The organism is Novosphingobium sp. LASN5T (assembly GCF_003856955.1).
Lineage (GTDB): Bacteria > Pseudomonadota > Alphaproteobacteria > Sphingomonadales > Sphingomonadaceae > Novosphingobium.
Window position 1 is genome coordinate 73,699 of record NZ_RQSI01000010.1, and the last position, 15,625, is coordinate 89,323.

At 65.5% G+C, this 15,625-nt stretch carries 12 protein-coding genes; 11 read left to right on the forward strand and 1 reads right to left on the reverse strand.

Features of this window, described 5'->3' with window-relative positions:
- Complete coding sequence (locus EH199_RS08940) at positions 1-837, reverse strand: GntR family transcriptional regulator (RefSeq protein WP_223806562.1); 837 nt, start codon at positions 835-837, stop codon at positions 1-3.
- Here EH199_RS08940 and EH199_RS08945 point away from each other — a divergent pair.
- From EH199_RS08945 to EH199_RS08995, 11 genes are read left to right on the forward strand one after another with little or no spacing between them, the layout of a single operon-like run.
- Positions 779-2,503: a CocE/NonD family hydrolase gene (locus EH199_RS08945; protein WP_124808908.1), complete on the forward strand. Its 1,725-nt coding sequence runs from the start codon at positions 779-781 to the stop codon at positions 2,501-2,503. The genes EH199_RS08940 and EH199_RS08945 overlap by 59 nt on opposite strands.
- Before the next feature lie 54 nt (positions 2,504-2,557).
- Positions 2,558-5,242, forward strand: a complete 2,685-nt coding sequence (locus EH199_RS08950; protein WP_124808909.1) for a TonB-dependent receptor domain-containing protein — start codon at positions 2,558-2,560, stop codon at positions 5,240-5,242.
- A 26-nt stretch (positions 5,243-5,268) separates the two neighbouring features.
- Complete coding sequence (locus EH199_RS08955) at positions 5,269-6,384, forward strand: CapA family protein (RefSeq protein WP_223806563.1); 1,116 nt, start codon at positions 5,269-5,271, stop codon at positions 6,382-6,384.
- Positions 6,381-6,830 carry a TRAP transporter small permease gene (locus tag EH199_RS08960; protein WP_124808911.1) on the forward strand — a complete coding sequence of 150 codons (450 nt, stop codon included), beginning with the start codon at positions 6,381-6,383 and terminating at the stop codon, positions 6,828-6,830. Before EH199_RS08955 ends, EH199_RS08960 begins: the two co-directional genes overlap by 4 nt.
- Positions 6,830-8,137, forward strand: coding sequence for a TRAP transporter large permease (locus EH199_RS08965; RefSeq protein ID WP_124808912.1), 1,308 nt, complete (start codon positions 6,830-6,832; stop codon positions 8,135-8,137). Before EH199_RS08960 ends, EH199_RS08965 begins: the two co-directional genes overlap by 1 nt.
- A gap of 2 nt (positions 8,138-8,139) precedes the next feature.
- Positions 8,140-9,027, forward strand: coding sequence for a hypothetical protein (locus EH199_RS08970; RefSeq protein WP_223806564.1), 888 nt, complete (start codon positions 8,140-8,142; stop codon positions 9,025-9,027).
- On the forward strand, positions 9,024-11,108 hold the full coding sequence (locus EH199_RS08975; protein ID WP_124808914.1) for a CoA transferase: 2,085 nt from the start codon (positions 9,024-9,026) through the stop codon (positions 11,106-11,108). The genes EH199_RS08970 and EH199_RS08975 overlap by 4 nt, the downstream gene beginning before the upstream one ends.
- Positions 11,105-12,391, forward strand: a complete 1,287-nt coding sequence (locus EH199_RS08980) for a 2-hydroxyacyl-CoA dehydratase subunit D (RefSeq protein ID WP_124808915.1) — start codon at positions 11,105-11,107, stop codon at positions 12,389-12,391. The genes EH199_RS08975 and EH199_RS08980 overlap by 4 nt, the downstream gene beginning before the upstream one ends.
- On the forward strand, positions 12,388-13,419 hold the full coding sequence (dctP, locus tag EH199_RS08985; protein WP_223806565.1) for a TRAP transporter substrate-binding protein DctP: 1,032 nt from the start codon (positions 12,388-12,390) through the stop codon (positions 13,417-13,419). Before EH199_RS08980 ends, dctP begins: the two co-directional genes overlap by 4 nt.
- Complete coding sequence (locus tag EH199_RS08990) at positions 13,416-14,345, forward strand: hypothetical protein (protein WP_223806566.1); 930 nt, start codon at positions 13,416-13,418, stop codon at positions 14,343-14,345. Before dctP ends, EH199_RS08990 begins: the two co-directional genes overlap by 4 nt.
- On the forward strand, positions 14,342-15,502 hold the full coding sequence (locus EH199_RS08995; RefSeq protein ID WP_124808916.1) for a CaiB/BaiF CoA-transferase family protein: 1,161 nt from the start codon (positions 14,342-14,344) through the stop codon (positions 15,500-15,502). The genes EH199_RS08990 and EH199_RS08995 overlap by 4 nt, the downstream gene beginning before the upstream one ends.
- Positions 15,503-15,625: the final 123 nt, after the last annotated feature.

Below are 15,625 nucleotides of genomic sequence, written 5' to 3' on the forward strand. Positions count from 1 at the left end.
CTACCGGTAAAATTCGCTTTCGATCTTGGAAAGCGTGACGAAGCCGTCCTCGATATGCCTGCGCATGGCCTGTTCGCTGGCATCCGCATCCCCGGCAAGCAGCAGTTTCACCATGTTCTGGTGGTCCGCATTCGCGGTGCGCAGACGTTCGTCGTCGTAAAAGCTTTCGAACAGCAGGCGATGGATGGGCACGTTCAATCGCTGGAGAAGGTCGGCAATCACCGAATTGCCGGAACCTTCGACGATCAGCCGGTGCCATTCCACGTTCAGCCGTCCGAAGCGTTCGGGCGCCCGATCTTCCACGCAGCGGTCGAGGGCATCCTGAACGGCACACAGCCGCTCTTTCTGTTCCGGCGTCGCCTGTCGCGCGAAATCGCCGGCGCAAATGCCTTCCAGCGCGACGCGCGCGCGATAGATCTGACGTACTTCTTCCAGACTGGCATTCTTGACCGAAGCTCCGCGAAATTCCTCGATCTGGACCAGGCCTTCGCCTTCCAGCCGCTGCAAGGCCTCGCGCACTTTCGATCGGCTGGCGCCGGTCTGCCGGATGATGTCGACTTCCACCAGCCGCTGGCCGGGGACGAAACGGCCAGCCCGGATGCGATCGCGCACCCAGTCGGCGATTTCGGACCCGGTGGGGGCCCGGAGAGACGGATTTTCAACCATATCCGTCGTTTTCCAACCCCGGACAATATTGTCAACAATATTGTGATCGATTTTTCCGTTGCCTGCGGCGTCGGGATCGCCGATCAAATTGTCAACAATTTGGAGAGGCGCCATGCAGCCGATTCGGTGGGTAGCGGTGGCGGCAGCAGCCGCAATTGCGGTGCCCGGCAACGCTGCCGACTATCCTGACGTACAGCGCAGCTCGCTTTATGTGCCCGTTCGCGATGGCACGCGCCTTGCCGTGAACATCTATCGTCCGGCGGGCAGCGGCGGGGTGGAAAGTGCGCCGCTGCCGGTGATTTTCGTGTTCACGCCATACCGTGCCCGCTTCGTCGGACAGGACGGCAAGGTCAACGAGGTGGCGTTGAATGATCGGATGGCGCTCCGGTCGCTCATCGCGGCGGGCTATGTCGTCGCCGTGGCCGACATCCGCGGCAAGGGCGCGTCTTTCGGCAGCCGCCATGGTTTCCAGGACCGGACGGAAGCCCGGGACGGGTACGATCTGGTGGAATGGCTGGCGCACCAGCCGTTCTCCACGGGCAAGGTCGGCATGATCGGCTGTTCGTATCTGGGCGGGGCTACGTTTCACACCGCCACCACGGCGCCGCCATCGCTCAAGGCGGTTTTCATCGGCGCCTCGGATCTCGACAAGTATGCGTTCGTCAAGCGAGGCGGCATAACCGCGCAGTTCAACACGAGGCCGGACGAACCGCTGAGCGAGGATCTGGCAAGCGTCCCGGTCGATGCCGACGCCAACGGCATGCAATTGAAGGCCGCCGTCGCCCAGCATGCGGCCAACACGCCGATGGCGGCCCTGTGGTATGGCATGCCCTATCGCGACAGTGTTTCGCCGCTGACCGGCAATGCCTTCTGGAACGAAGCCAGCGTCTACAACTATATGGGCGCAATCCGCCGGGCCGGTATCGCCACCTACTTCTGGAGCAACTGGCAGGACGAACCGACCGCGCAATCGATTCTGAGCGCGGCCAACCTCCCCGGCGCGAAGTTCCTGGCTGGTCCGGGCAGTCATTGCGTGCCGCCGCCGGGGTTCGATTTCACCGGCGAAGTCCGCCGCTACTTCGACCATTACCTCAAGGGCGTCGACAACGGCATCGAGCGCGAGCCGCGCGCGACCTACTGGGTGGAAGGCCTGGAGGGGAAGGGCGGGTATGTCCGTTCCCGGTCCTTGCCGGGCGAGGGCGTGAAGCCCGTCTCATGGTTCCTGGACGGAGGCAGAAGCGGCTCTGCCCGGTCGGTCAACGATGGCATGCTGGCTTCCACGCCGGCCAATCGCGGCACCGATCGCTTCACGGTGCGCTATGACCTGCCCGACCCGGACTACTTCGCTTTCTGGGCCAGGCCCATGGATGACAAGGGACTGAGCTACACCAGCGCACCTTTGGCCCGTGCGATGAAGCTGGTCGGCTATCCCGTGGTGCGCCTGAAGGTTTCGGCCGACAAGCCGGATGCCAACGTGTTCGTCTATCTGGATGAAGTGGCCGCTGACGGCAAGGTCGAGGTCGTCTCGTTCGGCCGGCTGGCGCTGTCGCACCGAAAGCTGGTCGCCGCCCCTTACAACACGCTGGGCCTGCCGTGGCATTCCGGCCTGCAGCGCGACGTGGCGCCGCTGCCGGTGGGGCAGCAGGCCGATCTGGCGATCGACCTTACACCGGTTTCACGGATCGTGCCGGCCGGCGCGCGGTTGCGCGTGACGATCGCCGGCGCGGATCCGCGCCAGCGCAATCTCAAGCAGATCATGCAGACGCCAGCGCCCGTCATCGCCGTCGAACGCGGCGGGCGCGGGACGTCGTGGATCGACCTGCCAGTCGCCGATTGAGCATCATTGGAAGGAAAGGCCGCGCAGCCGGCCGCGGGGAAGGAGTAAGTCAACATGAAGGGCAATAAGATCACGCGTTTACGGACAGCGTTCTGTATCGGCAGCTGTGGCCTGGCGATCGCGGCAGTGCCCGCGATGGCCCAGGACGCCGCGCAGGACGAACCGAGCAGCGCCGAAATCATCGTCACCGGTAGCCGCGTGCGCGGCGAGGCGCCGGTGGGCTCCACCGTCACCACCCTGGGGCGGAAGGAAATCGAGGCGTCCAGCGCGGTAACAGTCGATCGCATGGTCAAGGAAATACCGCAGGTATTCGATCTGGGCGTTTCGGAGAATTCGCGCGGCCAGTCCGGCGGTAGTGGCAACATCACTTACGGCAACTCGGTCAACCTGCGCGGCATCGGCCCCTATGCGACGCTGGTGATGATCGATGGCCACCGGGTGACCAACAACAGCCGATCGATCGATCCTTCCGTCCTGCCTTCGCTGGGCGTCGAACGGGTCGAGGTCGTGGCGGACGGCGCATCGGCGATCTACGGTTCCGATGCGGTTGCCGGCGTGGTGAACCTCATTCCGCGTCGGTCGCTGGATGGAGGCGAGGTGTTCGCGCGTGCGGGCATCGGCGGTCGCGGCGATTTTCATGAATATTCGCTGGGTGCGGCGCTGGGCAAGGTGTTCGAGCGCGGCCAGATCATGGTGGCTTACGAACATGTCGAACGCTCCAACCTGAGCGGTGACAACCGTTCGTTCTTCACCAACAACCAGACTCCGTTCGGAGGCGCGGATTACCGCATCGCGCGCTGCGCGCCGGGCAATATCAACGCGAACGGCACAACTTACGCGATACCGGCGGCGGGCGTGACGCAGGCGACCGCGGGTGCGCTTGTCGCGGGGACGCTTAACAAGTGCGACGAACTGACCAACCAGGACTTGGCGCCGCGGCAGAAGTATGATTCGGTGAACAGCACCGGGCGGTACGACCTTACCGACTGGCTGAGCGTCTTTTACGACGGGTTCTATTCCAAGCGCGATTTCTACCGGAAGTCCGGGTTCACCAACGCCCGCATAACGGTTCCGCAGACCAACGCGTTCTTTGTGCGCCCGGCTGGCTTCACCGGCACCAGCTACACACTGGACTACAACTTCCGCAACGACCTGCCGACCAACGATTCGTTCGGCTATGCCGAAAGCTGGCAGATCACGCCCGGCATCAAGGCAAAGTTGCCGCACAACTGGGAAGTCGAGGCACTGTTCGGCTATGGCAAGACGCACGATTTCTCCGGCTCCTACTTCGGGCTGAACAATGGCGCGCTGACGGCCGCGCTGGCCAGCAGCGATCCGGCCACCGCGTTCGATCCCTATGGCCTGGGGCGCACGAGCGCCGCGGTCCGCGCTGTCCTTGCCAACCAGATCTTCCTCGCGCCGACCAACGGGCGGTTGAAGACGTATGAAGGGCGCATCAACGGGCCGCTGTTCGCGCTGCCCGGTGGTGAAGTGAAGTTGGCAGGCGGTTACGAAAGGCAGGATTTCACCGTGGGGCTGGGATCGGCGCGCGGCGCTCCGACCACGCCGATCGTGTTCCGCAATTTTGGACGCAAGGTCGATTCGGTCTATGGCGAACTGTTCGTGCCGGTCTTCGGTGCGGCCAACGCGATGCCCGGGTTTGAACGGCTCGAACTCAACGCCGCGGTGCGTTACGACAAGTATAGCGATGTCGGCGGCACCACCAATCCCAAGTTCGGGATCAATTGGGAGCCGGTGCGGGGCCTGAAACTGCGCGGCAGCTATGGCACGTCGTTCCGTGCGCCGACGATCCCCGAAATCTACGGCAACTCCAACAACCTGTTCGGCCAGAGCTATCAGAACCCGGCCGGCGGAGCGCCGTTGCAGGGCTATGCGCTGTCCGGCCCCAACCTTAACCTGAAGCCTGAAACGGCAACCACCTGGTCCATCGGCGCCGACTTCGACCCCACCCCGACGCTGCACTTCGGCATCACGTACTGGGATGTGAACTATCGCAACCAGGTGCTCGCCAACCTGTCGAACCTGACCATTCTGGGTAACGAGGCGCAGTATGCCGGCACGAACATCATCCTTCGCGATGCAGCCGCCGCCGCCCGGGTTCAGCAGTTGCTGGCGCAAGGCGTGGCGCTGGCCAGCGGATCGTTTCCCGGCGGCAACCCTGCGAACGTCACCCTGTACGTGGACGGGCGCAGCCAGAACCTTGGCGTTTCGATTACCCGCGGCATCGATTTTACCGGCACCTGGACCAAGGACGTTTCCGACAGGGATACGCTGACGTTCAACGTGTCGGGAACCTATCTCACCAAATATCGCGTCGCCGTCACGCCCACGGCGCCGCTGGTCGATCGCCTGAACGTGATTTTCAATCCGCTCAAGTTCAAGGCGCGCGCCAGCATCCTGTGGGATCATGGCCCGGTCAGCGCGCGCGTGCTGATCACGCACGTCGGGGGGTACAAGAACAACCTCGCGGTGCCCGTGCAGTCGGTGGGGAGCTTCACGCCGGTCGATTTTTCGATCAGCTGGCGCATCGGCGATCAGAAGGCGACGGGGTTCTTTGACAAGGGCATGACTCTGGGCTTTGAAATGCGCAACGCGTTCGACCAGAAGCCGCCCTATGTGAACCTGGCGCCCAGCGGCAACGGCAGCGGCGGGTATGACGCCACGGCCGCCGATCCGATCGGCCGGCTGTTCGCGATCAGCGTCCGCAAGGCGTTCTGACGATCGCGATGAGGGGGGAAGGCGGCGTGAACCGGGAGGCGATCTCCATTGTGCTGGCGGGCGATCTCGTTCTTGATGAACCGGACGCACCCTACTGGCTCGACGGAATCGCGCCTGCGGTTCGCGCCGCCGATCTCGCCATCGGTCATCTGGAAGTGCCACACACCGCGCGCGGAGCCGAGATGAAGGGGGACGTCCCGGCGCCCGGCGCGCCGCCCGAAAATATCGCGGCGATCGCCGGGGCGGGGTTCTCCATGGTCAGCCTTGCCGGCAATCATATCGCCGACTGCGGTGCCGAAGGCATAGCCGATACCATTGCCGGGCTTGATGCGCACGGCATCGCCCATGCCGGGGCGGGGCTGACACTGGCCGAAGCGCGCGAGCCGGCCGTGGTGGGCCGTAACGGCCGGCGCATCGCGTTGCTCAGCTACAATTGCGTCGGTCCCGAAAGCGCCTGGGCCGGCCCGGACCGCGCTGGCTGCGCGTGGTTGCCGATCGAAACGGCGGACGGAAGCCCGGTCGCGCCCGCGGCGAACCTCGTCGCGTTGACCGACGCGGCGGTGGCGATCCTGCGCGAGGACATTGCCCGCGCGCGCACCGTGGCCGATCTGGTGCTGGTGGCGCTGCACAAGGGCATCGTCCATACGCCCGCGCGGCTGGCCCCCTACGAACGCGCCGTGTCGCATGCGGCGATCGACGCCGGGGCGGATGTCGTGATCGGTCACCATGCGCATATCGTGCGTGGCATCGAATTCTATCGCGGGAAGCCGATCTTTCACGGCCTTGGCAACGGGTGTGTCGTCACCCGCGCGCTTAGCCCGGCGCAGGATCATCCGGCCCGCCGCGAATGGGCGCAGCGGCGCAAGGCGCTGTTCGGTTTCGAACCCGATCCGGCCTATACGCTGGCGCCGTTTCACCCGCAGGCGGTGAACGCGTTCCTGGGACGGATAGATTGGGGCGCGGATGGCGCCATCGTGCCGGCGATCATCCCGGTCGATGTCGAAGCGCCGGGGCGGCCGGTTCTGGCGCCGCCGGACCGGGCCGCAGAAATACGCGCCTACGTCGACGGCATAACGCGCGATGCGGGGATGCCCGGTATCCGGATCGATGCCGATGGGCGCGTGCAAGAGGTAGCGGCATGAATGTTCTTGCGCGCATCATGATCTGGACCGGCGGCACCGCGCTGATCGCGGCGGCCGGGCTCAATCTGTTGTCGGTGATCGGACGCCACACCGGCCTGCCGCTGAAAGGCGCGATCGAGCTTGTGCAGGTGGGCGTGCTGGTAGCCGGGACGCTGGCGCTCGTTGCCGCAACGCTGGCGCGCAATCACGCGCGCGTTCACCTTGTGCTGGGCCGGCTGAAGCCCGGTGGCGCGCATCTCGTCGAACGCCTTTCGATATTGCTGACGATGGCGTTCTATGCCGCTCTTCTTTGGGGGTCCGCGTGGCTCGCCAGCGATTTGTGGGGCAGCCAGGAAGTGAGCGAACTGCTCGGCGTGCCGTGGCGCTGGCTGAGGATGTTCCTCAACGCGGGCCTTGTCGCCGTGCTTGTCCTGCTTGCGCGTCAACTGGTGGAGCGCAAGCGCTGATGTTCGCCACGCCTGAAACCGGCCTGATCGGCCTTGTCCTGCTGTTCGCGTTGCTGATTTCGGGTGTGCCGATCGGCGTGTCGCTGGGGCTTGTCGGCGCCGGCGGGTTGATCGTTGCGCTGGGCTTCGAACCCGCGCTGATCAAGGCCGGCGTGATCGTGGTGGAAACGTTGACACGCTACGAACTGGGCACGCTGCCGCTGTTCATGCTGATGGCGCATCTGTTCTTTTCGGCCAATGCCAGCCGCGACCTGTTCGATGCCGCGGCCAAGCTGGTCGGGCACAGACGTGGCGGGCTTGCCTATGCCTCGATCGGCGGGTGCGCGGGGTTTGGTGCGATCAACGGATCGAGCCTTGCCACCGCCGCCACGATCGGGCTGGTGGCCCTGCCGGAAATGCGCCAGCGCGGCTATTCGGACGCGCTCGCCACGGGAACGGTCGCGGCAGGGGGCACGCTGGGTCAGATGCTTCCGCCGTCCGGCGCGCTGATTGTCTATGGCATCATCGCGGAACAGTCCGTGGGGAAGCTGTTCACGGCAACGCTGATTCCCGGTATCTCGCAGATGCTGTTCTATTGCCTTGTCGTCTGGTTGCTTGTCCGCTGGCGGCCTTCGATCGCCCCTGCCAGCGAGCGGGCGACCTGGCGTGAACGCGGGCAGGCCATGCTGCGCATCGCGGACATGCTCGGGTTGTTGTGCCTTGTGCTGGGCGGGATCGTGCTGGGGTGGTTCAGCCCGTCCGAAGCCTCGTCGATCGGCACGGTTGGCGCCCTGGCAATCACGGCTTGGCGGGGGCGCCTGACGCGGGAAGTGCTGTTCCGCGCCTTTTCCGAAACGCTGCGGACCAGCGGTCTGATCTTTCTGGTCATCATCGGTGCGCTCGTCTTCTCGACGTTCATCAGCGTGACAGGCCTTACCGATGCCGTCGGCCATTGGGTAACCGGCCTTGCCCTGGGAACGATTCCGACGCTGATCGTCGTGGCGGGGCTTCTGCTTTTGCTCGGCTCCGTGCTCGATGGCCTGGCGCTGATGCTGTTGACCACGCCGATCCTTTTGCCCGTGGTGGAAAGCGTGGGCATGTCGCCGATCTGGTTTGGCATCTTCATCACCCGCGCGATGGAAATCGGCTTCGTTCATCCGCCGCTCGGCATGAATCTCTACGTGATCCAGGGCGTCGCCAAGGACGTGAGCATCAACCGCATCTTCAAGGGGGTGATGCCGTTTCTCGCCAGCGACCTGGTCCATCTTCTTCTTCTGATCCTGTTTCCCGCGATGGCCCTGTGGCTGCCGGGCCTTTTCGGACAATGACCATGATTGCATCACTCGGCCCGGATTTGCCGCAAGACCTGCTTGCCGCCACAGGCGTGCATGCCGGTTTGCTTCCCTGGGACATCGACCGCGAAACGCCCGCCGCAGACCGCTGGCTGGAGAGCAAGTTTCCGCGCTGGACCTATTCCGTCCTGCAAGACTGGCTGGATGGCCGGCTCGACCACCTGGATGCCGTGGTGTTTTCCCGTGCCGACGATGGCGCGCAGCGCCTTTACTACTACATCAGCGAGCTGCGCCGGCTCGGCGAGGTCGGCGGCCCCGAACCGTTGATCTTCGATGTCGCCAAGATCGGACGTGCCAGCAGCGCACAGCACATGGTTGCCAGCGTGCGGAAGCTGGCCGATCGTCTTGGCGTCGGTGAGATCGCGCTTGAGCGGGGCATCGCGGAAACCAACGTGCGCCGGGCGAATGCAACTGCCGCGGCGGATGCGCAGCCCGGGCGGGTCTGCCTGATCGCGGGTACGCCGCCCCCGGATCGCCGGCTGCATGGCATGGTCGAACGCGCCGGCTGGATCGCGGCCGGTGAAACGCTGGGCGATGCGTGGGCGGACCCGGGGCCGCCGGTCGAGGAAGGCACTGGCGATCCGTTCGCCGCACTTGCTCGTCAGCTTCACGCGAGGCGCGCGGATGTGCGGGCGTTTTTCGATCGCGCGCAGGCGCTGGAAGCGCAGGCGGACGAATGCGGCGCATTGGCGGCGGTGCTGTGGTTCGCCGAAGAGGACGATGCCCGCGTCTGGCATCTGCCCGCGCAGCGCGATGTCCTGGCAAGGATCGATATTCCCGCGCTGATCCTGACGCGGCGCGATTGGCGCGCGAACGATGGCGTGGAGGCCGAGATCGCTGCTTTCCTGCAGGGAGGCGCCGCATGATACCGCTTGCTGGCCATCGTGTCGCCGTGCTCGGCGGCATGGCGGAACGCCCTCTCGCACGGTTCCTGGTCTCTCTGGGGGCCGAGCTTGGCGGCGCGGTCGAAGGCGCCTCGTTCGTGATCGATGACATCGGGCTGGAAGGGCTGGCTGGCGTTGCCGTGCCGGACGCGGCCATTCACGTGTCGGTCACGCCTTTTGGGTCCGGCGGCCCGCGCTCCGGCTGGAAGGGTGGGGAACTGGTTGCCTCGGCAATGGGCGGCGCTTTGCGCGTTACAGGAGAGCCGGGACTGCCGCCGGTGAAAGAGGCGGGCGACGCCTGCACCTTCCACGCCGACATGGTTGCGGCGTCCGGCGCGATGGCCGCGCATTATGCGCGCGGCACGCACGGCAAGGGGCAGCATGTCGATGTCTCGATCCAGCAGGTCGCGTTCAGCCGCAATTTCAACGGCGTGCTGTGCTGGCAATTCGACCGGCGCAAGCTTGCGCGCGTTGGTGGAGCGCTGGCCTATGGCCAGGCCACTGTCCGCGCGATCTGGCGGCTGGCGGACGGCTGGTGCTTCCATTCGCTGATGACGGGGCGGCTGGGCGCGCCCGCCAACCAGGCGCTGTCCGACTGGATCGACGATGCCGGTATGCCAAACCCGCTGCGCGGCACGGACTGGCTGGCGTACAACCGTTCGACGCTGCCAGCGGAAACGCGGGCGATCTGGGAAGCCGCCATCGACGCGTTCTTCCGTTCGCGCACGAAGCGGGAAATCGCCATCGAGGGGCTGCGGCGCGGCATCAACGCGTGCGTGGCGAACGAGCCGTCGGATGTGCTGGCCGATCCCCATCTTGCCGCGCGCTCCTTCTTTGACACGCCATCGGGATTGCCCGACCGCTTTGCGACGTTCCGTCCGGGGACCACGCCAGCGGCGCCCGCCGTCCATGCCGGCGCTCGCCCCGGTCCGCTTGCGGGCGTGCGCGTGCTGGATTTCGCCTGGGCGCTGGTGGGTTCGATCACGACCAAGACGCTGGGCGATCTCGGCGCCGAGGTGGTGAAGATCGAAAGCCGCACGCGGCCCGATCTGGCGCGGCTGGACGTGCAGGTTTCGGCATCGCAGGCTGGCAACTGGGACGATAAGCCCTGGTTCGCGCATCTCAATTCGTCCAAGCGCAGTGTTTCCTTGAACATGAAAAAGCCGGAGGCGCGCGAACTGATCGATCCGCTGATCGATTGGGCCGACGTCGTCGTCGAAAACTTCTCGCCCGGCACGATGAAGAAGCTGGGCCTCGACTACGATGCGCTGGCGGCGCGCAACCCCGGTATCGTCATGGTATCGGGCAGCGTCTTCGGCCAGACCGGCCCGCTGGCGCAGGAATGGGGCGTGGACGGCACCGGCGGCGCGCTTTCCGGGCGCACCTTCCTGACGGGTTATCCCGATCGCGATCCGGTGATCCCGGGGGCCGTCCCCTATGGCGACGTGATCGTGCCCTTCGTGATGGCGGGCTCGGTCGCGGCGGCGCTCCAGCACCGGCGGGAAACCGGCCTCGGTTGCCATATCGATGCCTCCATGTACGAAATCTGCGTGCAGCAGATGCGGGACTATCTCGCGGCAGCCAAGCGTGGCGAACGCCCCCAACGGGCGGGCAATGCCGATCCGCGCGTGCTGTTCCAGGATGTGTTCCCGGCGCTGGGCGATGACCGGTGGGTGGCGATCACCGTTTTTGGGGAACAGGACCGGGCGCGGCTGGCGGCGATCGCCGGCACCGACATTGCGGCATGGACGTCCGTTCGGGAAGATCGGGCGATCGCGGCGGAATTGCAGGCGGCCGGCATTGCGTGCGGCGTGGTGCAGGATTGCCAGGACATGATCGATGCCGATCCGCAGCTGGCGCGGCGGGGTGCGCTGGTGACGCTGGATCATCCGCTGCTGGGGCCATTTGGCCATATCGCCACGCCGATCCTGTTCTCCCGGGATCGGCCCGCGCCCTTCCGCGCACCGCGCATGGGCGAACACGTACACGCCATCGCCCGTGACCTTTGCGGCCTGTCCGAAGCCCGCATCGCCGAACTCGAAGCGGCAGGAGTATTCCAATGAGTCAAGCCACCGGACAGCGCAGCCGCAAGGACCTGGCCTGCACCGCCGCCGCCAACGCCTACCAGAAGCAGTTCGGCATCGATCTGAAGCGCCGGGTGGTGGATGAAGGCGAACCTTTCGCAATCGTCCAGGCCGATACGCCGCACGAGATCTTTCACGTGATGGACATCCCGATCATCACCAACCAGTGGTGGTCGGCCTACATTTCGGCCAAGCAGCTTTCGAACCAGTACTTCGAAGTGATGGCGCGCCATGGCTTTCCGGAGAACAGCTGCAAGTATTGTTCGCTGGGCCTTGCCTGCACGCTGGCCAACGATCCCAAGTCCGCGCCGTGGGGCGGGTTGCCCAAGCCGACCGTGCTGGTCGCGCGGATGACCTGCGATTGCATCCAGCACGTCTTCGGCCAGTGGGCCGAGGCGCTGGGTAGCGAGTTCTTCCCGATGGAGGCGCCCGCGTGGGAGCACAAGGACCCGCGCTGGTTCGCGCATTCCCGCAACGACTGGCAGGAAATCTACGATGCCGACCGCATCGCGCTGATGGTTTCCGAGATGCGCGACCTTATCGCGCTGCTGGAAAATCGCACCGGCCGCAAGTTCGACGAAGCCAGGCTCCATCACCTGATGGAGCGGATCAACGAGCAGGAAGGGTATATCTGGGAGGCCGCGCAGGCGATCGGCCGCGCGCGTCCGTGCCCGGTATCCATCGCCGAACAGATGCCCAACACCATGATCCCGCAATGGCACCGGGGATCGGACTGGGCGGTGGATCATGCTCGTCGCTTCCGCGATGAAGTGATGGAGCGCATCGCCAGCGGGGCGGGCACCGCCGCGCATGAGAAGATCCGGTTGATGTGGATCGGTGCCGGGGTGTGGCACGACCCGGGCTTCTACCAAGCGCTGGAAGAGCGGCTCGGCGCCGTGTTCGTCTGGTCCATGTACATGCCGTTCGCCGGGCCGCAGTATATCCGCGAGTTGCACGGACGCCCGATGGATGCCCTGGCCAGCCGTATCTGCTCGATGAACGAGGTGTTGCACCTTCCACCGTGGATGAACGGCTGGATGACCAGCGAGGCGGAGCGCTGCGGGATCGATGCCTGCGTCGTGCTGTTGCCGCCGGACAACCGGCTTTCGCAATCGGGCACGAAGATCACCGCGCAATCACTGGAAGCGGCGGGCGTCCCCGTCCTTTCGATCGACGCGGACATGGTCGATGCCAAGAACTGGAATCACGACCGCATGGTGACGCTGGTTGCCGATTTCCTGGTCGCGCGGGGGCTTGCGTGAAACGTCTGGTGCTGGCCCTGGCAATGCTGATCAGCGCGTGCGCGCGGCCAGCTTCGCCGGGTGTGACCGAGCTGACCTATGCAACGCCGTACAGCCCGAACCATCCGTTCAGCAAGGCGGATCAGGCGTGGATGGCGTTCGTGGAGCAGCGCTCGCACGGCCGTATCCGGATTCGTCCCAGCTGGTCGGGCGCGCTGCTTTCATCGGATATGTCGATGGAGGAACTCCGTCACGGTGTGGCGGACGTGGGGTTGATAACGCCGATCTACGCGCGCGGCGGCACCCATCTGCTGCGCATCCAGACCGGCTTCTACAGCGGCGCGGATAGCGTGGAATCGCAGGTTGCGCTCTATCGCTGCATCGCCGCTGCGGAGCCTGAAATCGGCCGCGAGCTTCAGGGCCTCAAGGTTCTGGCGGTTCAGGGCGGATCGCTGGCTGGCATCGTTACGACAAACCGGCAGGTGCGCAGCCTTGCCGATCTGCGCGGCCTGCGTTTGCGGGCGCCGACGGAATTGCTGACGGTGCTGGAATCGCTTGGAGCCGATCCCGTCAACATGCCGATGGCGGATGTCTATTCGTCCATGGCCAAGGGCGTGATCGATGGCGTGATCGCGCCAGGCGATACCTTCAAGGCTTTGCATTTTGCGGAAGTGGCCAGGTATTACAACACGCTGGCTGTCCCGCGCGGTGCCTATCCCGCAAGGGCAATGGGGGCTGCACGCTGGAACAGCCTGACGGATGAGGAACGCGCCATCCTGACCGAAGCTCAACCCGTATGGGAAGCGGCGCTGGCGCGGGAAATCCGTGTCGCGCTGGACAAGGGCATGGAGGAGGCGCGCGCGCGGCATGTCGTGATCAGCGGCGTTTCTGCGTCCGAGCAGGCGCGTTTCGATGCGCTTTATCTGCGGGATTCCGAAGCCAATGCCCGGGCGCTCGCGCGTTTTGGCCTTGATGGAATGAGAGCGTTTCGCACCGCGCGCGCCGCGGTGCGTGGCCGCGACCGGATCGAATGTGGGGGCAAATCATGAAACGATTGATCGTCCTGGCGGGGCTGGTCGCGACGATGGCGTCCGCGCAAGCGGCGGGCGCTCCACACGGGCCGGGGGTTATCGGCGCGCCTGCGGGCGCCGGTGCCTGGCCGGCGGTCGCTGAAAGCCGCGCCGATGCGCCGGGCTATACGATCTACCGCCCGGCCCGCCTGCCGCGCCAGCGTTTGCCGCTGGTGCTGTGGGGGAACGGCGGGTGCAAGAACAATGGGCTTTCCGCCAGCCATTTCCTGCGCGAGATCGCAAGCCATGGCTATTTCGTGATCGCCAACGGAGCGCCGGGTGTGGAAAGTCCCGCACTGGATCGGCTGCCCGATGGCCCACCGGTCGCGTTCCCGCCGCCGCGTCCGACGCCGGACGAAACGACCGCCGGGCAGCTGGTCGCGGCGATCGACTGGGCCGTGCGCGCGGACCGGGCGGGATCGTTCAAGGGGCGGATCGATACGACCCGCATCGCGGTGATGGGGCACAGTTGCGGCGGATTGCAGGCGATTGTCGCAGGCGCGGATCCGCGCGTGAAGACCGTCATGGTGATGAACAGCGGTGTCTATAACCGCGGGAACACCGGCATCAGCGGCGTTCCCGTGACCAAGGATGATCTGCGCAAGCTGCATACGCCCGTTGCCTATATCCTGGGCGGACCGACCGATATCGCCTATCCCAACGGCACGGACGACGTGAATCGCATCGATCACGTTCCCGTGTTCTACGGCAACCTGCCGACCGGGCATGGCGGCACGTACCAGATGGTCAACGGGGGCGAATATGCGCGCGTCGGGGTGGCCTGGCTTGATTGGCAGTTGAAGGGCAGCAAGCGCGCCGGCGCGATGTTCGCGGGCGATCCCTGCGGTCTTTGCGCGGGAACGGGCTGGACCGTCGTTCGCAAGCAATTTCCGGAGAAACCATGACCAAGCCGCTTGCGGGCATCCGCATCGCCGATTTCAGCCACGTCATGGCAGGGCCTTACGCATCCCACTTGCTGCGGCAGATGGGGGCAGAGGTGATAAAGATCGAGCCCAAACGCGGCGACGGGTTCCGTTCCTACGGCTCGGATCGCCGTTTCGACGGCATGGCGCCCGCCTTCATCGCCGCCAACGCGGGCAAGAAATCGATCGCGCTCGATCTCAAGGACGCAGCCGATCTGGCCATTGCCCGCGCCATCGTTTCGCGCAGCGATGTGCTGCTGGAGAACTTCCGCCCGGGGGTGATCGCGCGGCTGGGACTCGGTTATGATGCGGTGCGCGAACTGCGCCCCGATATCGTCTATTGCTCCGTATCCGGCTATGGACAGGACAGCCCTCAGCGCGATTGGCCGGCGATCGACAACATCGTCCAGGCGACCAGCGGGATGATGATGCTGAGCGGCGAGGAAGGCGATCCGCCCGTTCGCGTGGGGTTCCCGATCGTGGATACACTGACCGGTCAGACGGCCGCGCTGGCGATCCTGTCCGGCCTGATGCAGCGCGAACGCGGCGGCGGTGGCAGCTATATCGATGTGTCGATGTTCGACGCCAGCCTCGCATTCATGACATCTGCGCTGACGCCCTATCTCGTCACCGGTCAGCCAATGTCGCGCATGGGCAACACCGGTTACAGCGGATTGCCCACGGCGTCTCTGTTTGTCGCGCGCGATGGCCGACAGATTTCCCTGGGCGTGGTGCAGCCGAACCAGTTCGAAGCCCTGGCCCGCTTCGTGGGTAAGGAAGAATGGCTGCGCGATGCGCGCTTTGCGACGGACGACGCGCGGCGTGCAAACTTCGATGCCATGAAGGCGGAAGTGGCCGGCGTGATCGCGACGCGGGATGCGGCGGATTGGGAAGCCGGCATGAACGCTGCCGGCATACCGTGCGGCGTGGTGCGACGGGTGGACGAGGCTTCGGCGCTGGCCGGGCCGGGCGCCCTGGCGTCGCTCGCCGTCCCGGGGTTGCCGCTGGATGGCGATGTGCGCCTGCCGGGCGTCGGGTTCCGCATGGTGCCGGGCGAACCCTCTGTCGATGCCCCGCCGCCCAGGCTCGACGAGAACCGCGACGAGATACTCGCCTGGCTGGAAAGCACCTCCCAATAAGGCGAATGGATACCTTCGTGAGCCGACGGATTTCCCGGTCATGGAGGATGCATGCTTTCGGCCGCGCGCCTTTCATCGATGCGGAAGCGGTCGCCCGGTGGCGGGCCACCGGCACGATCAATG